The sequence below is a fragment of the Mesorhizobium captivum genome (assembly GCF_033977165.1).
Taxonomy (GTDB): domain Bacteria; phylum Pseudomonadota; class Alphaproteobacteria; order Rhizobiales; family Rhizobiaceae; genus Mesorhizobium; species Mesorhizobium captivum.
This window is the reverse complement of record NZ_JAVIJB010000008.1, coordinates 73,317-91,071: the sequence shown is the minus strand read 5'-3', so window position 1 is coordinate 91,071 and position 17,755 is coordinate 73,317. Positions and strand designations below refer to the sequence as shown.

At 63.8% G+C, this 17,755-nt stretch carries 22 protein-coding genes and 1 pseudogene; 4 read left to right on the top strand and 19 right to left on the bottom strand.

The features are described from left to right. Positions 1-39: 39 nt before the first annotated feature. From tnpC to RFM40_RS09700, 3 genes and pseudogenes are all read left to right on the top strand, one after another. Positions 40-1,566, top strand: coding sequence for an IS66 family transposase (gene tnpC / locus RFM40_RS09705; protein ID WP_320230370.1), 1,527 nt, complete (start codon positions 40-42; stop codon positions 1,564-1,566). A 227-nt stretch (positions 1,567-1,793) separates the two neighbouring features. After that, a pseudogene (locus RFM40_RS33705) lies at positions 1,794-1,937 on the top strand (transposase domain-containing protein); the annotation flags it as partial. A gap of 13 nt (positions 1,938-1,950) precedes the next feature. Beyond that, positions 1,951-2,160 (top strand): hypothetical protein, encoded by a 210-nt coding sequence (locus RFM40_RS09700; protein ID WP_320226513.1) that lies wholly within the window; start codon positions 1,951-1,953, stop codon positions 2,158-2,160. 124 nt (positions 2,161-2,284) lie between these two features. On the opposite strand, the gene RFM40_RS09695 is transcribed toward RFM40_RS09700, so the two are convergent. The 12 genes from RFM40_RS09695 to RFM40_RS09640 form a co-directional block, all read right to left on the bottom strand. Continuing rightward, positions 2,285-3,004 (bottom strand): lytic transglycosylase domain-containing protein, encoded by a 720-nt coding sequence (locus tag RFM40_RS09695; protein WP_320277459.1) that lies wholly within the window; start codon positions 3,002-3,004, stop codon positions 2,285-2,287. A gap of 57 nt (positions 3,005-3,061) precedes the next feature. Further along, positions 3,062-3,397 (bottom strand): DUF736 domain-containing protein, encoded by a 336-nt coding sequence (locus tag RFM40_RS09690; protein WP_320226509.1) that lies wholly within the window; start codon positions 3,395-3,397, stop codon positions 3,062-3,064. Positions 3,398-3,465: 68 nt separating this feature from the next. After that, on the bottom strand, positions 3,466-4,011 hold the full coding sequence (locus RFM40_RS09685; RefSeq protein ID WP_320277458.1) for a S26 family signal peptidase: 546 nt from the start codon (positions 4,009-4,011) through the stop codon (positions 3,466-3,468). After that, the gene (locus tag RFM40_RS09680; protein ID WP_320226506.1) at positions 4,008-4,529 is read right to left on the bottom strand and encodes a DUF2840 domain-containing protein; all 522 of its coding nucleotides are present in this window, start codon (positions 4,527-4,529) and stop codon (positions 4,008-4,010) included. The genes RFM40_RS09685 and RFM40_RS09680 overlap by 4 nt, the downstream gene beginning before the upstream one ends. Before the next feature lie 164 nt (positions 4,530-4,693). After that, positions 4,694-5,740, bottom strand: coding sequence for a replication initiator protein A (locus RFM40_RS09675; RefSeq protein WP_430691658.1), 1,047 nt, complete (start codon positions 5,738-5,740; stop codon positions 4,694-4,696). A 110-nt stretch (positions 5,741-5,850) separates the two neighbouring features. After that, entirely contained in the window at positions 5,851-6,132 is a 282-nt protein-coding gene (locus RFM40_RS09670) for a helix-turn-helix transcriptional regulator (RefSeq protein ID WP_320226505.1), read from the bottom strand. A 141-nt stretch (positions 6,133-6,273) separates the two neighbouring features. After that, positions 6,274-6,765, bottom strand: coding sequence for a DUF2285 domain-containing protein (locus RFM40_RS09665; protein WP_320226518.1), 492 nt, complete (start codon positions 6,763-6,765; stop codon positions 6,274-6,276). After that, entirely contained in the window at positions 6,668-7,039 is a 372-nt protein-coding gene (locus RFM40_RS09660; protein WP_320226503.1) for a transcriptional regulator domain-containing protein, read from the bottom strand. The genes RFM40_RS09665 and RFM40_RS09660 overlap by 98 nt, the downstream gene beginning before the upstream one ends. Before the next feature lie 130 nt (positions 7,040-7,169). Then, a complete protein-coding gene (locus RFM40_RS09655) occupies positions 7,170-7,436 on the bottom strand; it encodes a DNA -binding domain-containing protein (protein WP_320226502.1) in 267 nt (88 codons plus the stop codon). A 193-nt stretch (positions 7,437-7,629) separates the two neighbouring features. Then, the gene (locus RFM40_RS09650; protein WP_320226501.1) at positions 7,630-8,874 is read right to left on the bottom strand and encodes a Zn-dependent hydrolase; all 1,245 of its coding nucleotides are present in this window, start codon (positions 8,872-8,874) and stop codon (positions 7,630-7,632) included. Beyond that, positions 8,871-9,527, bottom strand: coding sequence for a TenA family protein (locus tag RFM40_RS09645; protein WP_320226500.1), 657 nt, complete (start codon positions 9,525-9,527; stop codon positions 8,871-8,873). The genes RFM40_RS09650 and RFM40_RS09645 overlap by 4 nt, the downstream gene beginning before the upstream one ends. A gap of 3 nt (positions 9,528-9,530) precedes the next feature. Next, positions 9,531-10,373 (bottom strand): BtpA/SgcQ family protein, encoded by an 843-nt coding sequence (locus tag RFM40_RS09640; RefSeq protein ID WP_320226499.1) that lies wholly within the window; start codon positions 10,371-10,373, stop codon positions 9,531-9,533. A gap of 26 nt (positions 10,374-10,399) precedes the next feature. Here RFM40_RS09640 and RFM40_RS09635 point away from each other — a divergent pair, with 26 nt between their 5' ends. Continuing rightward, positions 10,400-11,299 (top strand): ribokinase, encoded by a 900-nt coding sequence (locus RFM40_RS09635; RefSeq protein WP_320226498.1) that lies wholly within the window; start codon positions 10,400-10,402, stop codon positions 11,297-11,299. Positions 11,300-11,301: 2 nt separating this feature from the next. Here RFM40_RS09635 and RFM40_RS09630 read toward each other — a convergent pair whose 3' ends face one another. From RFM40_RS09630 to RFM40_RS09600, 7 genes are all read right to left on the bottom strand, one after another. Next, entirely contained in the window at positions 11,302-12,069 is a 768-nt protein-coding gene (locus RFM40_RS09630) for a glutamine amidotransferase (protein WP_320226497.1), read from the bottom strand. 45 nt (positions 12,070-12,114) lie between these two features. Further along, positions 12,115-13,185 carry a phosphotriesterase family protein gene (locus RFM40_RS09625; protein ID WP_320226496.1) on the bottom strand — a complete coding sequence of 357 codons (1,071 nt, stop codon included), beginning with the start codon at positions 13,183-13,185 and terminating at the stop codon, positions 12,115-12,117. Next, positions 13,182-14,195 carry an ABC transporter permease gene (locus RFM40_RS09620; RefSeq protein ID WP_320226495.1) on the bottom strand — a complete coding sequence of 338 codons (1,014 nt, stop codon included), beginning with the start codon at positions 14,193-14,195 and terminating at the stop codon, positions 13,182-13,184. Before RFM40_RS09620 ends, RFM40_RS09625 begins: the two co-directional genes overlap by 4 nt. Continuing rightward, on the bottom strand, positions 14,192-15,004 hold the full coding sequence (locus RFM40_RS09615) for an ATP-binding cassette domain-containing protein (RefSeq protein ID WP_320226494.1): 813 nt from the start codon (positions 15,002-15,004) through the stop codon (positions 14,192-14,194). The genes RFM40_RS09620 and RFM40_RS09615 overlap by 4 nt, the downstream gene beginning before the upstream one ends. After that, the gene (locus tag RFM40_RS09610) at positions 15,001-15,960 is read right to left on the bottom strand and encodes a substrate-binding domain-containing protein (RefSeq protein ID WP_320226493.1); all 960 of its coding nucleotides are present in this window, start codon (positions 15,958-15,960) and stop codon (positions 15,001-15,003) included. Before RFM40_RS09610 ends, RFM40_RS09615 begins: the two co-directional genes overlap by 4 nt. 39 nt (positions 15,961-15,999) lie before the next feature. Then, positions 16,000-17,022 (bottom strand): LacI family DNA-binding transcriptional regulator, encoded by a 1,023-nt coding sequence (locus RFM40_RS09605; RefSeq protein ID WP_320226492.1) that lies wholly within the window; start codon positions 17,020-17,022, stop codon positions 16,000-16,002. Positions 17,023-17,306: 284 nt separating this feature from the next. Next, the gene (locus RFM40_RS09600) at positions 17,307-17,633 is read right to left on the bottom strand and encodes a DUF736 domain-containing protein (protein ID WP_320226491.1); all 327 of its coding nucleotides are present in this window, start codon (positions 17,631-17,633) and stop codon (positions 17,307-17,309) included. Between the last annotated feature and the right edge of the window lie 122 nt (positions 17,634-17,755).

Sequence of the window (17,755 nt, the reverse complement as noted above, 5' to 3'; positions counted from 1 at the left end):
GCTGCTTCTTCGAATCAGCCGATTCGAGTAGAATCGGACATGCGGCTCGACCTCGACAACCTGCCCACCGAACCGGCTCTCCTGCAACATCTCGTGCGTGACATCGCGGCGCTCGTCGAGCACCGCGACGGTGAGATCGAGCGCCTCAAATCCATCATCAAGCAGTTGCAGCGCGCGCAGTTTGGCCGCCGTTCCGAGCAGCTCGATCCAGACCAGCTTGCGCTTGCATTGGAAGACCTCGACGGCGATCTCGCCCGCGAGGTGGAGAGCCGTCCGCGCGTCGACAAACAGCAGCGCGATCTGCCGTCTCGCAAGCCCTTGCCCGATCATCTGCCGCGCGAGGACGTGCGGCTCGATGTCGACGACAATATCTGCAAAGGCTGCGGCGGCGTGCTGCATCTCATCGGCGAAAGCGTGAGCGAGATGCTGGACTGGGTGCCAGCGAAGCTGCGCGTGATCCGCACCACGCGTCCCAAATATGCGTGCCGGACCTGCGAGACGGTGGTGCAGGCGCCGGCTCCGGAGCGGCCGATCGCTGGCGGCTTGGCGACGCCGGCGCTGCTGGCGCAGGTGCTGGTCAGCAAATATTGCGACCACACACCGCTCTATCGGCAGTCGCAGATCTTCGCCCGCCACGGCGTCGATCTGCCGCGCTCGACGCTCGCCGGCTGGGTCGGCGGCGCGTGCTGGTGGCTCGAAGCCCTGCACGAACGCCTCGCCAAGAGCGTGTTCGCATCCGACCATCTCTTTGCCGACGACACGCCGGTGCCGGTGCTCGATCCGGGCCGCGGGCGTACCAAGACGGGGCGGCTGTGGGTCTATGCCCGCGAGCAACGTGCCTGGGCAGGACCCGAGCCGCCGGCGGCGATCTACATGTTTGCACCCGACCGCAAGGCCGAACGCCCGGCATCGCATCTCGAGCACTTCAAGGGCGTGCTCCATGTCGATGGCTATGCAGGCTTCGAGCAACTCACCGGCAAGGGAAACATCGTTCTTGCTGCCTGCTGGAGCCATACCCGGCGCAAGTTCTATGACGTGGCCCAGGCGACCGACGCGCCGATCGCGGTGGAGGCCTTGCGCCGGATCGGCCAGCTCTATGCCGTTGAAGCCGACGTGCGCGGTCAATCGCCCGCGCACCGGCTCGCGTCCCGGCGCAGCCGTTCGAAACCAATCGTCGACGCCATGCGGGCCTGGCTCGAAGCCCAGCTTCCGCTGTTGCCGGGGCGCAGCACGCTCGCCGAAGCGATCCGTTACGCGCTCCCGCGTTGGGAAGGTCTGACGCGCTTCCTGCATGACGGTCGCATCGAGCTCGACACCAACCCCGTCGAGCGCGCGATCAGACCTATCGCGCTCGGCCGCAAGAACCATCTCTTCGCGGGCAGCGACGGCGGTGGCCATCGATGGGCGGTGCTCTGCTCGCTGATCGAAACCTGCAAGCTCAATGGCGTCGAGCCCTACACCTATCTTCACGACGTGCTCTCGCGCATGGTCGACGGACACTCCATCAACCGCCTCGACGAATTGCTGCCGTGGGCGTGGAAAGCCGGAAATCCTGTCAAGAGCTGAGCGAAGTGCAAGCGGCGGACGCTTACTCGTGTGCAGCCGTCCGGTCCCTGCACGTCCTTCCTGTAGGGCAAAATCGCTGCATGTCGGTCTCCTTCGTAGAATGGAGGAACGGGAATGGCAGTTCGGTGGGGCCCACAAGAACCGAGCCAATCTTGCAGGGGTTGCGTTGGGCGATGAGGCTGCGCCGGTGCGTCTTGCGCAAGGCGCGTGTCAGTAATCGATGAACGGTGCTGTACTCGCTGATCGAAACCTGCAAGCTTAGCGATATCGAGCTCGCCGCGTGGCCGCGCGATGTGCTCGCCCGCATGGTCGATGGATACCCAGTCGACCGTCTCGACGATCCCGCTTGGTGGTTCATAGTCGCGATATGATGGGGATAAAAAGGTGACGCTGTCTTCCCGAGATGGAGCGGATGCGGAACTGCTTTCCGACGCCATTGGTGCGCTTCGTGAGCTGACCCTGCGTGTGAAAGACAGCCACGATCGGTCGTTCGACGATGGCAATTCCGCTGACACTTGGCAAAGCGACGAACTCCGGGACGCGATATCGCGGGCCGAGGCAGTGATCGCGAAGGCGCAGAATCGCAGGGAATAAGAGGTCGCGTCATCGCTCCAACCGAGGTACGGCCTGTCAGCTCCGATATGCTGCCGCCCTGAGCTAGGAAATCCAGGATTCGTGTCGCCGGAGTCTGAGATCACGCGAACAGTCCTGAGCGCCCTCACGGTGCATTCCTCTCCTTCGTGAGCGCGACGAAGAGGCTTCTCGACTGCGGCTCGATGGCGGAGACATCACGCGCAAAGGCGGAGTTCGGCGCGTCGTCGCGTGGACGCTCAGGTAGCAGGAGATTGGCTGTGGATCGGCGATCCGGCTGCGCGATGAAGAGAGGCGCACGGGTCCAGGCAAGCGGATCAGCCGACGCCAGCGTGGGTGGACTCGCGGTAGCGCTAGCCCCGATCTCTGACAATACGACCGCAAGATAGGCGCGCGTTTCCTGTGGCAACGGCGAGCCGCTCAGCGACGCCTCGTAGCTACCAGGACCCGTATTGTATCCGGCAATCCAGCCCGGCGATCCAAAGCGGTCGAGCAGCTCGCGAATGTAAGCAGCGCCGGCAATGATGTTGTCGTGCGGGTCATAAGGATCACGACCGAGGCGATAGCGAATGCTGAGGTCGGCCCAGGTATCTGGCATGACCTGCATGAGACCCGTGGCGCCTTTCCGTGAGGTAGCGCGTGGGTCCCCGGCACTCTCGGCTTGGAGGATTGCGCATATCCAGGCGGCCGGTAGGCGGAAGCGCATGGCAGCTTCGGCAATGAAGCCTGCATAAGCGTCGCGCGCAGATGGTCGAGCGATAGACCCGGCCTGCACCACGTCGACGGACAGTGCAGGGCTGGCGATGGCAAGGCCGGAAACGAGAAGGAGAGCGATGCGCCGGGTCACATGATGTGGCCCAGGCGCGCTCCGATCGCTCGTCGATGGACGGCAAGCAGGCATCGATCAGTCCTTCTCGCCGCGGTCGCGCGGTCGCGACCAGTGCAGCGACCAGGACGTCTTGTCGTCGCCGTTCTGGAAGAGGTTGGCGCGGAGCGGCTGAGCGAACGTCGGATCGTCGAGCTGGATCGAGACGAATTCACCGGCCTTCTCGCTGGAGCGTTTCCAGCCAGCGCCGATCTCCGGGCCGTCATCGCCGCCAGCGTGAACGCGATAGTCCGGAGCGTTTTCGGTATCGCTCGCCTCGGCCGGAACGATGGCGATATCGAGCTTGAGGTTGAGTGTATGGATACTGCCGGAATAGCCGCTCTTCTGGCGCGTGAACTCTCCGATCTGTGGCATCTAAGGCTCCTGTCGTTGAGGTTGCGGTGATGAAACTGGCGGGCCGATAAGCGCCACCGGTCGCGCGCTCACCGCGTTGGCGCGCGCCATTCGAAGCGGCTGTTCCCGTCCTCGTCGGTCCACAGTGGAATTGCACGGCCGAGGATCTGTTTGGTGGAAGTCAGGCCGAAGTAGCGGCCGTCCAAACTGTCACGGACCTCCCAGTTCATGAGGAAGACTTCGCCGATAGGGATGCGAAGGCAGCCCTGCCAGACCGGGAGATCGCGGCCGGCGTGATCGCGCTCCAGCGCAGCGCCTACCTCGACGCCATCGACTGTGATCGTGAGGTTCGAACTACAAACCGTTTGCCCGGCAACCGCCAGGATGCGCTTCAGGAGGGGCACGCCCTTCGGCAGATAACCGCGCTCGGCGAGGAAGGTCGCGAGTGGTTCGGGCACATCGAGAGCGACGAGATCGGTGACCTCGAAAGGTCCGTCGAAGTCGATTGTGTAGAGGCCGATCGGCGCGCTGGCCGATGCATTCCAGATGAGCTTTGTCGGCGTCGGCGTGAGGGCCGGATAAGCCACGCCCATGGCCGCGAGCGCCATCGCGAAGAGGAGAGCGGGGCACTTCATGGAGCGGCCCTCCGCCGCAGCAGGTAGGCGCGATGATGTTCGACGGTATAGGCGCGCGGTGCCTCGCCGACGGCTATACGATTGTGGACGTGGCGCCAGTGATCGGCCGAAACCGCGTCCGGATCGATGCCGAGGTACTCGATCGCGTCGATCATCTGAAGCACCCGCTCGACCTTAGGCCAGCCTGCGATTTTGAGCAGAATATCGCCGCCGGGCCGAACAAAAGGCAGTGTCTGATAGGCCTCGCCCCGTGCAACAGCGCGCATGATGTCGATGCGCGAGATGATCGTGCCGAAGTCGTTTGATGCCCAGCGCACGAAGGCAAGGACCGTACCTGGCCGGAACGACAGGACTCTCCGCTGACGATCAAGGATCCGTTCGTGCACAGGCGTGCCGAAGCGAATCCAGTGCTCGATCTTCTTCTCCACCCAAGTGAGCTCGACGTGAGTGAGATTTTCAGCGGGGAGCGCGGCCGACGATGGGCCGCCGCGCATGCGAGAGGCGGTAGTGCCAGTCACGAGAGGTCCCCCAGCGTTGCGGAGAATTTCAGACGGGAGTAGTTCGCCTAACATGTCAGCCGCTGCCGATCCGCGGGACTGCGGCGAGCCTGGAGCGGCCGCACAACCCGGGTGGGCTGCAATGCGAGCGTTGGCTTGCCGACATCGCCTTCTGAATGAGGAACTCATCGCGTTCCTCCCGATCGATCATTCGGTGGAAGGCGCGATGCCGTGTGGCGGCGTGCTTGTCCCGTCCCAGACGAAGGCGGTGTGCTTACCTTTCCGGACGAGCCTGCCGTGAGGCCCTTGCGCACGTCTTCGACGAGGTCTTGCACATCGTCAGCGCGCTCAAGGAAGTTAGATTCTTGGTTAGACTCTAAGTTAAGAACCCGATTCCGCCGTTTGATTCCGTACGTTGCCGCCTGTTGGGGTTCCCGATGGCACGAGCCACGGGTTCCTGATGGCACGATAGTTCGAGTTCCCGATGGCACGAGAGGATTCACAGCCAGGGCAGGTTCAAACGCCAGGAGCATTCGGCCGCTGATCTCAACCTCTATGAACAGCGTATAGCCGGGTAGCGGCTGGCGACGGACAATGTCGCGCAGCTCGAAAGCGAAGCGTTTGTAGGGCGACAAGCTGCCGGACTTCAGGTGGAGATGGCGGAAGTCGAAACGCCAGCCATGGCGCTGCCGGCCGCCATGCTTGCGCACCAGCCGGTAGAGCCAACGCTCTAGCCCACCCGTCAGGTCGAAATAGGCGCGGTCGATCCTCAGCACGAGCGCGTCGTCGAGAACCGCCTGATAAAACCAATCCGGCACGATCAGCTCTATTCCCGCGGGCCTGCCTTGGCGATCGATCCTCTCCTGCCATTCGTTGATCCAGGAGAAGCGGTGACGCCGGCCTTCGGCGGGCTGCCGGATCGAAGTCGAGACGGTAGTCGATTGCAGTCGGTCGAGTGCCGCCTTCAGACGCTGATAGTCGCGCGAACTCGTGCCGCGGCCGACAAAGGTCAGGATCTCATAGGGCGTGGCGGCCATCAGACGTGAAGTTCGAAGGCCCGCGTCGCGCGCCTCGACGATCTGGCTTGCCGCCCAGATCAGGATGTCAGCGTCCCAGATCATCGCCATGCCATGATCGGGCACGGCCTCGACCCTGATGGAGATATTGCCCGCGGCAAAATCGATCGGGGCGATACGGTGGGACTTGGAGGGGGAGAAGAAAGGATAGGCCATGAGATCCTGCGCGTCTCGCGGCGCGAAATCGCCTGGGAGCGCCCGGAAAAGGCCGAGCTGCCCGCGCTACGAAAGAGTTTGCCGCGCCGTCATTCGGGATGTGCCTGCAGTCAGCGCGTGTATCGTCCGGCATGCGCCGGCGGCATCACGGAATGGCGCTTGGCGGGCAGGACTGAGCCGCGCGGATCGGAGGTCGAGGTGACCGCACCACGTTCGGCCCAGGCCTGAAGATCGTCGACGGAATAGACGACGCGTCCGCCGAGTTTCCGGTACGTAGGTCCCGTACCGTAGGTCCGGTGTTTTTCGAGCGTGCGGGCCGAGAGGCTGAGGAATTCGGCGGCTTCCTGCGTGCGCAGGAAGCGCGGCGGCAAAACGGCGAGATCGGGTCGCATGGATCGGGACTCCGTGGGGCTTCAGGGAGCCGCTGGCGTTCAGCGGCGGATTGCGACCACGGTGGCGGAGAGAAAGCTTCGTGAGGGATGGGGAAGATAAGGGAGGCTGAAATCCCCACCCCTGATCCAGCGGCAGAACAGCTACGATCGGCGCCGATGACGCAGGAGTTGCAGATAACCGCCGCCGATCATCGCGACGCTGCTTTCGACAAGGCCGATGACAGTGTCGCGCAGCGGCGAGGTCTTCCATGGATCGGAGGCTATTCGCTCGAAGCCGTAAAGCACGGTGGCGATTTCGCGATAGCTGGCGCCGTTCGCGCGGCCGTCGGCAGCCTGCATCATGAGGCGCAACCGGCGCCGGCGCTGGACGGTCATGCGCGTATCAGGAGGCGCTGGTCGCCCCTGCCAAGCGCGCCAGAACCTGTTGAGTGCCTCGATTCGCCCCTGTGTTTCTGAATCGAGAGGGATCACTGCCGCAACGGGACCGTCCGGGTCGCTACCGGGAAGAAGGAGGAGTTGTGTAACGACGCGCCCCTTATCGACGACGTGACGCCCCTGCGGACTGTCGCGATGCTTGCCCAGATCGCTGAACGGCGCGGAAACCGTCGATGCCAGGAAATCCGGTACGGGCATCAGCGCCAGCACGGCAGGATTTACAGAAGGCGACCAGAAAATTTCTTGCGCCAAGGCGGATAGGTCCGGTCTGGCCGGGAAATCGCAACCCCCAAAGCAGCTCCGCCTCCGGCGAGCACGGTGCCGTCTCGGCGTTTGCGGTCACGAGCGCCCTGTAGTGTTGCTGATAGGGTTCGGAACGTCGAAGACACTCCCAGGCGAGACCTTCGATTGGCAAATCATCGAAGAAGCCATAGCTGTCATTGTCCCGCCAACTCGACGTATCCGGCTTCATCGAACGGCTCCTCGCGAACTGGAAATCGAGGTCGAATCGATTCCGGGCCGGGGCGATTGTCGGAAGGCCCTCAGGCAGCATCGCGTGATGCCTTTTCGGCATCGCTGTCGAATTCGAGACAGTGTCCGTGTCAGTGCTCGTCGCCAGGCTGACGCAGAAGGTGACGATAGCCCGTATGCGTCATCCAGCGCGCCCGCGCCAGATGGCTGTCGTAGATCCGCTTGGCGCGCTGCGGTTCCTGATCTGGATCTATCCCAAAGAGAACTTTGACCGCTTCACGCCAGTCTGCGCCGTCGACCGCGGCGTCCAGCAAACGCATATAGAGCTTGATGTGTCTTCGATCATATTCGGTGAGTTCGTCACCGGTCGGAGCGGTGTCGTCAAACGGCTCGATCATGGCTTGCCCTCCGCCCGTCAAAAAAGGACGAGGCGTCAAGCACGAATCTTATAGGAGTGGCGCCGACAATGGAGGAAGCTCTGCCGGCATCACCCGATGCAATCCCGGCATCGCCCAGCTGGCAATGGAGATTGGCCGCGCTGAATGCCCCACGCAGCGCCAGCCCCGTATGGGCACGGCGCTGACCTTGCCTTCATCGGTTCTCCAGAGCCTTCAGCGTTGAGGCAAGCAGCATTCGCGCTCCCGCGACGGCCTGGTCCGGCTCGACATATTCAGCCTCGTTGTGGCTGAGCCCGTCTCGGCAAGGCACGAAGATCATGGCCGTGGGCGCCACGCGATTGACAAACAGAGCGTCGTGGAAGGCCCCGGAAAGCATCGATTTCGACGCAAGCCCCAGACTGTCTGCGGCTTCGTTCAATCGCTCAAGCAGGAGCGGAGAGAAGACCGTCGGCGGCATATCGAAGATACGGCGCAGCGTCGACGCGCAGCCGCCACCCGCCGCAGCCTCTGCAAAGGTGTTCCTGATCAAGGTTTCAAGCCTGTCGAGCACTGCGCTTTCGGGGTGGCGCAGATCGATTGTGAAGGCGACCTTTTCGGGAATGGCGTTGACCGCGCCGGGCTCCAGCACAAGCTTGCCAACGGTGAAGCGAGCGCGCGCGTCGCACGGCATGATCTCGGCATAGAGACTGCCCAGCCCGCGCACTGCGGCGGCCATGGCGTCGCGCCGCAAGGCAAGCGCCGTGGTGCCGGCATGAGCCGACTGGCCGGTGATCTCGACCTCCAGCCAGCGTGTGCCCTGGATGCCTTCGACGATGCCGATAGGGATGTTCTCGCTCTCCAGCGAGGGGCCTTGCTCGATATGCAATTCGAGATAGGCGGCGATCGGAAAGCCAAGCGGGCGCATTGCTGCCTGCGGCAACGCCTCGAGCGTGGCCTGCAGCTCGTCGGCGAACAGGGAGCCGTCATGGCCGCGCAAGGTAGTCCACAGCTGCGGGATCGAGCCGGAGGCGAAGGCCATGGAGCCCATGCAGCCCGGCTGGTAATGGCTGCCTTCTTCATTTGTCCAGGCTACCGCCTCGACCGGAAACGGGGTCTCGACGCCCGCATCCTCCAACGCCTCCAGCACCTCGAAGGCAGCGAGCGTGCCGAGCGCGCCGTCGAAGCGGCCGCCGGTCAGCTGGCTGTCGAGATGGCTGCCGATCAGAAAGGGCGGCCTTGAATTATCCTTGCCTTCGCGCCGAATGAACAGATTGGCGATGGCGTCCTGACCAACGCTGAAGCCTCGTGCCTGACCCAGCTCCGCCAGAAGGCGCCGCGCGCGCCGGTCCTCCGGCGAAAGCGCCTGCCGGTTGACACCTCCCTTGGGCGTGGCGCCGATCAGGGCGAAGGCATCGAGCCGGCTGAGGAAACGCTGGGCGTCTATCCGAGGCTCGCTCATGCGTTGTCTCCATAGGCGGCATCGTGAAAGGCGATCTCCAGCGCCTGAACGCGGCCGAAGACGGCGCTGAGCCGCGAGCGGCCAGCCTCGTCGAGCCTGGCATTCGCGTCATCAATCTGCCGCCTCAGCCATTCAGCCTGATTGGCGAAGGTGTCGTCGGCGTGCATGGCCACCCACTCGTTGAGCAGCGGATCGGCGATGGCTGCGGCCGCGACGCGCTTCGACCACGTCAAGTACATCCATTCGGCCGCAAACATCGCAACGATGATGTCGAGGAACGGCCCCTTTTCGGCTATGTCCAGCATCCCGGCGCAAAACGCCGCCACGCGCGGCTCGGCTAGATTGAAGCTGGCGGGATCGATGCCGCGGGCCGCCAATGTCCGTTCGAAATAGGCGATCTGCTGGTTGGCCAGATCGTCCAGCACACTGATCAGCCAGCGCTTCTGTTCGATCCTGCCGGCCTTGGCGGTGGCGAGCGCGAAGATTGAGATGGCCGTCTCCACGAAGGCGCCCTCGTAGACAAGGTAGCGGTCGAACACCTCGCTCGGCAGATGGCCGGCCTCGATGTCCGTCGTGAAGCGATGGCGAACCATGGCGTCGAAGACGGCTTCATTCTCGCGCAGGATGCACTCCGACAGCGTCTCGCCCGCCATCAGTCAAGCTCCCAGAGCCGGCTCGGCAGCGGTGCAGAAGGCGCGCACGCGCTCGATGTCGACCGGGTTCCACCACACGCCGCCCGCCTTAAGCGATGAGGCGACAATGACGCCATTGGTGCGCTTAAGGATCTCCACGACATTGGTCTTGTCCACGCCGGAGCCGACCAGCAGCGGCAGCTGCGTGGCAGCGGCGATCTCCTCGATCTCCTCGATGGTGGCGGCGTTGCCGGTACGCTGGCCGGTGGCGATGACGCAGTCGGCATCAAAGAAGGCGAGGTCACGCGTCAGCTCGGCGATGGAGCGATCAGCGACGATGGCATGGCTGCCATGCTTGACGTGGCTGTCGGCGAAGACCTTGATGTGCTCGGCCCTGAGAGCCGAACGATAACGCGTGGCCTCCGCCGCGCGGCCCTCAATGAAGCCCTCATTGGCGACATAGGCGTTCGCCCACTGGTTGACGCGGATGAATTTCGCGCCGCCCGCCAGTGCGACGGCAAAGGCCGGTATCGGCGCATTGGCCAGCACATTGATGCCAAGCGGCACACCGATGGCGCGCGCGATGCGGTCGGTGACGACCGACATGAAGGCAGCCGTCTCATAGCCGATGTCGTCGGGTTTCGAGAAGGGCACGTCGCCATGGTTTTCGATCATCAGGCCATGCATCCCGCCCTCGATGAGGGCTTCGGCGTCGCGCAAGCAAGCATCGTAGATGGTGTTCATGTCGTCGCCGCGATAACGGGGGGCGCCGGGGAAGGCGGGGCAATGGATCATTCCGATCAGCGCCTTGTCGCGCCCGAATATTTCCCTTATGGCGCTGGCGGGATTGTCCGAGATTTGCTGCATTTTTAGAGTCCTTCGGAAGAGTGTTCATGCACGCTTATGTCATAGGCAATGTGGCGGTGGACGAGACCATCCGGGTCGAGCAGTGGCCCTTGGCCGGCGCCTCGATCTTCGGCAGCCACGGCTCCAGCGATCTCGGCGGCAAGGGCGCAAACCAGGCTGTGATCATGGCCCGCTGCGGCCTCGCCACCACTCTCGTTGCGCCGGTGGGAGTGGAGTTCCGAGCCCAGAGCATCGCCGACCGTCTGGCCGCCGAGCCGGTCGAATGCCGGCTCCTGCGACAGGAGGGCAAGAGCAGCGACTTCTCCATCATATTCACAACTCCCGACGGGGAGAACGCCATCGTCACCACGACGGACGCGGCCGAGAACCTTCTGCCCGAGGATGCGCTGCCTGCTATCAGCGAGGCACAATCTGGCGACCTCGCTGTCTTCCAGGGCAATTTGAGCGGGGCGACGACCGAGGCGCTGCTTAGCGAAGCGCGCCGGCGCGGCATGGTCACGGCCTTCAATCCATCGCCGCTCAGGCCTTCCTTTCAGGAATTGTGGCCGCTGGTGGACATCGCTTTCCTCAACGCCGGCGAGGCGCTGGCGCTGACGGGCGCCTCGGGCGAGGCGGCCGCCGCCGTACTGCATGCGCGCGGCGTGCGCGACGTGGTGCTGACGCTCGGAGCGGACGGCGCCCTGCTCAGCGGCGGCGGTGCTCCATTGCGGGTGGCCGCGATGCCCGCGAGCGTCATGGACACCACCGGAGCGGGGGATACGTTCATGGGTGTGGCACTGGCCTCCGCGTTCCTGCGCGGCGCTCGCCTTGACGAACTGGCGCTCATCCATGCGGCTCGAGCAAGCGCACTCACCGTGTCGCGGAAAGGCACGCTGAACGCCTTTCCGAGCATCGAGGAGATGAGCGCGATCCTGGCGCAACTTTGAGGTCAGCGCTCGGCGGTAAGCCAGCCGAGGATGTTCTTCCACAGCCTACCGTAGCCTTCCCAGGCACAGAAGGCCGGCGAGAGCCAGTGCGGGCCGATGTCGGACGTCCAGGCTGCGGTTCGGCCCTTGCCGTGGCTGCCAACCACTAGCAGTGGGAAGCCACCTTGGTCCTGCGGCAGGCGCGCGACCAGCTCAGCATCTGGCCGAAGTTCAACCTCGTTGACGCCAAGCAGCGGCGGCCATGCCTGGTCAGTCAGTCCCGCCATCACCGGATGATCCTTGGCGACAATTTCCGCCACCGTGCCTTCGGGTATCTCGACACGATCGTCATAGGGCAGACAGGTGACGGGCAGAGTGTCCTCGACCGGCGTGCGGCGCCAGCGGGCTTTGCCGTCGATACCCTGGAACGAGAAGTAGCCACCGACCATGAGCAAGCCGCCACCCTTTTCCACCCACGCCTTGAGCAGTTTCAGCCGATTGGGCACCGTGCGCGAGTGCAGCCATACCTCCGGCGGCAGAAGCAGTGAGTTCGCCCCGATGTCGGACAGGATGATGATGTCATAAACGTCGAGTCCCGCCATGTCGAAGGGTAGCTTCTCCACCGCTTCGTGGGCCGGCATGTAGGTCAGTTCATATTCTGAGCCCTCGAGCGCCTTCACCAGCGGCTCGGCGCCGAGATGGAAGGTGACGGAACCGAACTGATCGAAACCCTTGTAGTGGGTGGCTGAACTTACCCAGCTTTCGCCGACGAGGAGAACCTTCTTTGTCATGTCGTCTTTCGCTTTCTGTCTCTGAGAAATTGGGGCCTTCCAGCGTCAGCCCGTCGCGTCGAAGACCGAGCGCGGATTGTCATGCATGAGCCGCTTGAGCGCGGCCTCCGCCACGCCGTGTCGCCTCAGGCGCGGCAGGAAGTGCTTCGGCACGTAGGAATAGCCGTTGCCGCCGTAATGGGTGAGCATCATCTTCAGGAACACGTCGTGCGAGACGAGGATGCGATCCAGATAACCGGCGTCGATCAAGCGCACGATGCCGCGCGCCGCATCGTCGTCGCTCGGGCACTGCACCTGCTGGTCGGCGTAGAAGAAGTCCATGCCGACCATGTCATATTCGATGAAGGCGCCGCGCGCGGCCAACGATGACTGATAGGCGAAATCGTCGTGCGACGGGTTCATGTGGCACAGCACCGTATGGCGCAGTTCCGCCCCCTCCCCCTCAACGATGTCGAGCACCTTGTGGCCGAAGCGGAACCAGCCGGGCAGATGGACCATCAGCGGCATCCCGGTCAGCCGCTGGGCACGGGCGGCACCGCGCAGCGACTTCTCTTCGCTTTTTGTGAAGTCGGCGGAAACGCCGATCTCGCCGATCAGCCCGATCCTCACACCGGTGCCCTCAACGCCGTCCACTGCCTCGCGCACGATCTCGGCGGCGATGTCGTCGGCTGACATCGACGCCACCTTGGCCGGGTGTGAGGATGCAAGGTAGTAGCCGGCGCCCATGACGATGTTGAGCCCGCTCGCCGCCGCGACCCGGCGCATGGCCAGCGGATCGCGGCCAATGCCCTGGCAGGTGGGCTCGACCAGGGTGCGCCCGCCGACGGCAGCGAACTGCTTCAGTTCCTTCACCGCCAGCGCCTCGTCGTCCAGTGTGATGTTGTGGCGGTTGACGAAGGGGTCCTGCCGCAGTTCCGAAAGGATCTCCATGCACACGAAGCCGCCAGCCAGATATTGCCGCTCGGGCTCCTTCGGCCTGTGCCACCAGCACAGACAATCGTTCAGCACGTGCTCATGCATGAGCGTCATGCCGAGATCGGCGGCGGCGACCGGCCCGGTTACGGTCATCACCTTGCCGGAGCGGACATGCGCCTCGGAGAGCGGGGCCGCCGTCATTTCGCGTTGCCTCCCGCTTTGCCCGGCAGCCGGAACTTCACAGTGAAGATGCGGATGTTCAGCCAGATGGCGATCAGGATGATGGCGCCGGTGACGATCTGGGTGAAGAAGGGCGAAATGTGCATCAGGATGAGGCCATTGCCTATCACGGCGATGGTGAGCGTGCCGAGCAGGGTACCGAGGATGGTGCCGCGCCCGCCCATCAGGGAGGTGCCGCCGAGGACAACGGCTGCGATCACTTGCAGTTCGAAGCCGACGGCCGCGTTGGATGAGCCCGAGCCAAGACGAGCGGCGATGAGAAGGCCGGCGACAGCGCAGGAAATGCCCGAGATCATGTAGACCGAGGCGATGATCCAGCGCGCCGGCATGCCGACGCGACGCGCCGCCTCCATATTGGAGCCGACGGCCACCACCTGCCGGCCGTAGCGGGTCGAGCGGATCGTGACATAGCCGACGATGGCGACGACCACGGCGATGAGCGCGGGAACGGGGATACCAACGATTTCGCCGCGGCCAAGCATGAGGAAGCCCGGAGCGTTCTCAATCGGGATCGAATAGCCCTGGGTGAGGTAAAGTGCCAGCCCGCGCAGGATGGAAAGCCCGGCGAGTGTGACGATGAAGGCTGGCACGTCCTGGTAGGCCACGAACCAGCCTTGGCCAAGCCCCATCAGCACGCCGAGCGCCAGCATAGCCAGCACGGTGGCAGGCCATGGCAGGCCTGCGGCCATCAGGATGGCAGCTAGCGCATTGACCAATGCAACCTGCGAGCCGACCGACAGGTCGATGCCAGCTGTGATGATGACGAAGGTCATCGCGACGGCGACGATCAGGATGGGGGCCGCCTGTCGCAGGATGTTCAGAATGTTGCCAATGGTGAGGAAGGTATTCGTGCCGACGGCAAAGAAGGCGATGCACGCGAAGAAGAAGATCGCGATGGAGAGTATCTGCGCGTTCTCAGCCAGGAAGTCGGCCCATGGCGAACCTTTCGCCCTTTCGGTGTAGACGGTCATTGGTGTGCGCCTTCTCCGACGATGAGCTTGACGATGTCTTCGAGGTCCGTTTCGCCGATGCGGCGCTCTGCAACCTTGGTGCCTTCATACATGACAGCGATACGGTCGCAGACACGAAACAGATCCTGAAGGCGATGGGTGATGAGGATGACCGAAACGCCGCGCGCCTTGACGCGGTTGATCAGCGCCAGCACCGCTTCGACTTCCGCCACGGCGAGCGCCGATGTGGGCTCGTCCATGATCAGCACCTTGGGGTTGAAGGCTGCCGCGCGGGCGATGGCGATGGCCTGCCGCTGGCCGCCAGACAGCTTCTCCACCTTGGCGGTGAGGCGGGGAATGCGGATCTCCAGGGCCTCCAGCATGTGGCGTGCGCCTTCGAGCATAGCCTGGTGGTCGAGGAACGGCCCCTTGGTGCGTTCTCGTCCAAGGAAGAGGTTGCCTATCACGTCTATATGATCGCACAGGGAAAGGTCCTGAAACACCATCTCGATGTTACGGGCGCGCGCGTCTGCTGGACCGGAGAGCACCACCGGGCGACCTTCGATCGTGATGGTGCCGCCATCGGGAATGTAGGTGCCGGATATGACCTTGGTCAGCGTCGACTTGCCTGCGGCGTTGTCACCGACGAGACCGAGACACTCACCCGGATAGATGTCGAGATCGACGCCGCGGAGCGCCTGGTGCGAGCCGAAGGTCTTGACGATGCCGCGCAGTGAAACGCGTGGCGGCGCGCCGTCGGCGGGCCCGCCGGCAGGCCGGGGGGAAGTCCCCCCGGCGGCGGCAGACATTGCGGCCTGGTGTTCGGTCATTTGAAGACGGCCCGGTACGGCTCGACATTGTCCTTGGTGACGATGGTCACCGGCACTGCGACGTTCTGGTCCACGCTGCCGCCCTTGGTGATGGTGTCGAGCGCCTTTACGGCGGCCTCGCCCATCCCGGCAGGATCCTGCTGCACGACGGCCGTGACATAGCCCTTGTCGATGCCCGAGATCGCCTGCGCGGTCAGGTCCCAGCCGAAGATCTTGATCTGATCCTGCTTGCCCTGGCTCTCCACGGCAGCGATGGCACCCAGCAGCGCCGGCTCGCCGGTGGCGTAGATGGCGTTCATGTCGGGATTGCCGGTGATCAGATTTTCGGCGGCGGCAAGTGCGGTGTCCTGCACGTTCTGGCCGTCGACCACAGCAATTGTTTCGATGCCGTCCTTGCCCTTGATGGCGTCCTCGAAGCCTTTCTGGCGCACGTTCTGGATATAGGAGTTGAGGGCGCCGACGATGCCGATCTTGGCCTTGCCGCCCATATTGGCCTTAACATAGTCGAGGAAATGCGCGCCCATGTCGGCGCCGGCCTTGGCGTTGTCGACACCGATCTGCGCCTTCTGCGGCCCTTTAGGCAGGATGGCGTCGATCGCCACCACCGGGATCTTGGCGTCGGCAGCCTGGTTGACCGCCGCCATGATGCCGTTGACGTCGATGGCCACGACGATCAGGCCGTTCACCTTCTGCTGAATGTAGGTCTCGATGGCGCTGTTTTGGGCGGCGGCGTCGTTGTTGGCGTTGAAGATTACCAGCTTGGCGCCGGCGGCGTCCGCGGCCTTCTGTGCGCCTTGGTTGATCTGGTTGAAGAACAGGGCCTGCTGGTTGATCTGCACCAGAGCGTAGGTCTTCTGGTCTTGCGCGACGGCGGGCGAAACCGCGCCAGCAAAGATGCCGAGTGCGGTGAAGCCGAGGGCCGCGGCGATGGTTCTGCGCGTTGTGGTCAAGGTCATATTCGTTTCTCCTCTGTGAAGTTTTCTTCCGTTGCCGGCTTAACGTTTCGCGGGCGGGGCAACAGATTCCCGCACCACGATCTCGACTGGCATCAGTTCCTGCGGCGCCGGCGACGCGAGATCCTGCCAGTTCGTTTCGAGAAGCAGCGCCAGCGACCGTCTTCCGATATCCCGAACGGGCTGGCGCACGGCCGTCACCGACGGCGCGAACAGGTGGAAGGGCGCGACATCATCGAACCCAACAATGGAGACGTTGCCGGGAACCGAGACACCCTCCGCCCGGAAGACCTCGATCATGCCGATGGTGATCTCGTCCGACGTGGCGAAGATCGCGGTGCCCGGCATGCCCTCGGCGATGAAGCGACGGGCGGCCTCACGGCCGAACTCGACCGTATAGTTCCCGCGATAGCCCGCCGGCACGATGTCCTCGCCCCAATGCTCGCGGAGCGCGCGGCGCAGGCCGTCAAAGCGGCGGAGGCCGCTGATCATCTCCTGCGGGCTGCCGACAAACAGCACTTCGCGATGTCCGTGCGCCGCGAGGTGGCGCCCAGCGAGGTAGCCGCCCTGTTCGTTGTCGCAGAACAGTTTCGGCACGTCCGCACCTGGCACGTCTTCGTCGGCGATAACCACCTTGCCGACCTGGTTGATGTGAGTGGCGAGTTGGCCGTCGTCGGCATGGTTGGTGACGAAGATCAGCCCGTCCACATGCTTGCGCTCGATCAGCTCCAGATAAGCCACCTCGCGGCCGGTACGATTGAGCGTGGCGAAGAGCGAGACCGCGAGGTTGCGCCTGTCGGCTTCCGCCTCGACCGCGGCAACGAAGGTGGCGAAGAACGGATTGGCGATGTCGGGCACGACCAGGCCAATCGTGTCCGAGCGGCCGCGGCTGAGACGACGTGCATGCGGGTTGGGCCTGTAGTTGAGGTCGCGGATTGCGTCTTCGATGCGCTTGCGGGTCTCTTCTGGAAGGGTCAGCGAGCCGTTGAGCAGGCGCGAGACGGTCGCCACGGAAACGCCGGCTGCCCCGGCGACGTCCTTCAGGCTGGCGGTCTTGTCGCTCATGCCGTTCCCCTTTTCCAGCGTCTTGTAAAGCGCTTTAGTAAATCGCTTTACTAATGCTACGCAACGCGGATTTTGTCAAGCCGTTCGGTTGATCACGAATAGCGGCTAGCCAGTGTCCTGCCCTAACCATTCTAGCCACTGCGGATTGCCGGGACGTTCACAACTCGAATGTTTTCGAGCTGAAGCGCGAAACAAGGAACATCAATGGCAAGAGCTGGCTGCGCTTGCCTGACGACGCTAGGGCCCCGCCCCGCGTAAACTGGGCGGGGCCTTTACGGTGCGCCTTACTCGCCGTTGCGGCGGCTCGGGCGGGACCAGATCAGGCTGTAGCCTTCACCATCCTCGTCGTCGAAGAGGTTGGCGAAGATCGGGGCGTTGAAGCTCGGATCGTCGAGCTTGAGGCCCAGATACTCGCGGCCCTCGTTGGATCGCTTGGCCCAGGCGGCGCCGATCTCGGCGCGGCCGACGAAGACCCGGTGGCTGGGAGCGTTTTCGCCGTTGGTGCGGGTCTCGGGAACGATGCGAACGCTCTTGGCCTGAACGCTGAGGGTGACGATTTCGCCGGTGAACTCGTTGTTGCCGGACTTCTTGAAGGTACCGATGGTAGCCATTGTAGTTCTCCTTGATCCTGTCTGTCTCGAGCCCGCACCATTGCGGTCTCGATGGTGATCGACAGGCCGGAGGCGATCGCCGGCGCACCCTTGGGCCGAAGCGTCAGCGGAGGATGGCGCGG

What these genes read in the sequence shown, in the direction of transcription:
- RFM40_RS09665 (WP_320226518.1), bottom strand. Translation starts at nt 6,765, where the DNA reads ATGCCCGTACCGGATTTCCTGGCATCGACGGTTTCCGCGCCGTTCAGC.
- RFM40_RS09630 (WP_320226497.1), bottom strand. Translation starts at nt 12,069, where the DNA reads ATGACAAAGAAGGTTCTCCTCGTCGGCGAAAGCTGGGTAAGTTCAGCC.
- RFM40_RS09645 (WP_320226500.1), bottom strand. Translation starts at nt 9,527, where the DNA reads ATGGCGGGCGAGACGCTGTCGGAGTGCATCCTGCGCGAGAATGAAGCC.
- RFM40_RS09690 (WP_320226509.1), bottom strand. Translation starts at nt 3,397, where the DNA reads ATGCCACAGATCGGAGAGTTCACGCGCCAGAAGAGCGGCTATTCCGGC.
- RFM40_RS09650 (WP_320226501.1), bottom strand. Translation starts at nt 8,874, where the DNA reads ATGAGCGAGCCTCGGATAGACGCCCAGCGTTTCCTCAGCCGGCTCGAT.
- RFM40_RS09615 (WP_320226494.1), bottom strand. Translation starts at nt 15,004, where the DNA reads ATGACCGAACACCAGGCCGCAATGTCTGCCGCCGCCGGGGGGACTTCC.
- RFM40_RS09635 (WP_320226498.1), top strand. Translation starts at nt 10,400, where the DNA reads ATGCACGCTTATGTCATAGGCAATGTGGCGGTGGACGAGACCATCCGG.
- RFM40_RS09685 (WP_320277458.1), bottom strand. Translation starts at nt 4,011, where the DNA reads ATGAAGTGCCCCGCTCTCCTCTTCGCGATGGCGCTCGCGGCCATGGGC.
- RFM40_RS09625 (WP_320226496.1), bottom strand. Translation starts at nt 13,185, where the DNA reads ATGACGGCGGCCCCGCTCTCCGAGGCGCATGTCCGCTCCGGCAAGGTG.
- RFM40_RS09675 (WP_430691658.1), bottom strand. Translation starts at nt 5,740, where the DNA reads ATGGCCTATCCTTTCTTCTCCCCCTCCAAGTCCCACCGTATCGCCCCG.
- tnpC (WP_320230370.1), top strand. Translation starts at nt 40, where the DNA reads ATGCGGCTCGACCTCGACAACCTGCCCACCGAACCGGCTCTCCTGCAA.
- RFM40_RS09610 (WP_320226493.1), bottom strand. Translation starts at nt 15,960, where the DNA reads ATGACCTTGACCACAACGCGCAGAACCATCGCCGCGGCCCTCGGCTTC.
- RFM40_RS09605 (WP_320226492.1), bottom strand. Translation starts at nt 17,022, where the DNA reads ATGAGCGACAAGACCGCCAGCCTGAAGGACGTCGCCGGGGCAGCCGGC.
- RFM40_RS09660 (WP_320226503.1), bottom strand. Translation starts at nt 7,039, where the DNA reads ATGAAGCCGGATACGTCGAGTTGGCGGGACAATGACAGCTATGGCTTC.
- RFM40_RS09600 (WP_320226491.1), bottom strand. Translation starts at nt 17,633, where the DNA reads ATGGCTACCATCGGTACCTTCAAGAAGTCCGGCAACAACGAGTTCACC.
- RFM40_RS09670 (WP_320226505.1), bottom strand. Translation starts at nt 6,132, where the DNA reads ATGCGACCCGATCTCGCCGTTTTGCCGCCGCGCTTCCTGCGCACGCAG.
- RFM40_RS09655 (WP_320226502.1), bottom strand. Translation starts at nt 7,436, where the DNA reads ATGATCGAGCCGTTTGACGACACCGCTCCGACCGGTGACGAACTCACC.
- RFM40_RS09640 (WP_320226499.1), bottom strand. Translation starts at nt 10,373, where the DNA reads ATGCAGCAAATCTCGGACAATCCCGCCAGCGCCATAAGGGAAATATTC.
- RFM40_RS09620 (WP_320226495.1), bottom strand. Translation starts at nt 14,195, where the DNA reads ATGACCGTCTACACCGAAAGGGCGAAAGGTTCGCCATGGGCCGACTTC.